Raw genomic sequence first — 332 nt, forward strand, 5'->3', positions numbered from 1 at the left:
GTATGCAATTGTTAGCTATGCTTGGATGGATAAATGTAGAGATTTAATTGATCATGAAGATAAAAAAGGTGTTAAGTGGATTTGTGATACACATGATGTTCAATATGTTAGGAATAAGACGGCAAACAATAACAAAAAAAGATTTCTCTCTCTATCTTTTATTGACAAGCTTTACGAAAAAAAGGTTTTAAACTCCTATGATGCAGTGCTGGCTATATCTTGCTCAGATGAAGATGAGCTAAAGAAAACTATAGTTTCAAAAGTTATCAGAGTCACTTCTTCTTTTGACTATGCATTCAGAAAACCTAGATTAAACGAGAACTCTCCACTAA

At 32.2% G+C, this 332-nt stretch carries 1 protein-coding gene; it reads left to right on the top strand.

The window, feature by feature from the left end:
* A partial coding sequence (locus Q4528_RS13065) for a sugar transferase (protein WP_303521905.1) occupies nucleotides 1-332 on the top strand: 332 nt, incomplete at both ends.

The sequence above is a fragment of the Staphylococcus pasteuri genome (genome assembly GCF_030547725.1).
Classification (GTDB): domain Bacteria; phylum Bacillota; class Bacilli; order Staphylococcales; family Staphylococcaceae; genus Staphylococcus; species Staphylococcus pasteuri.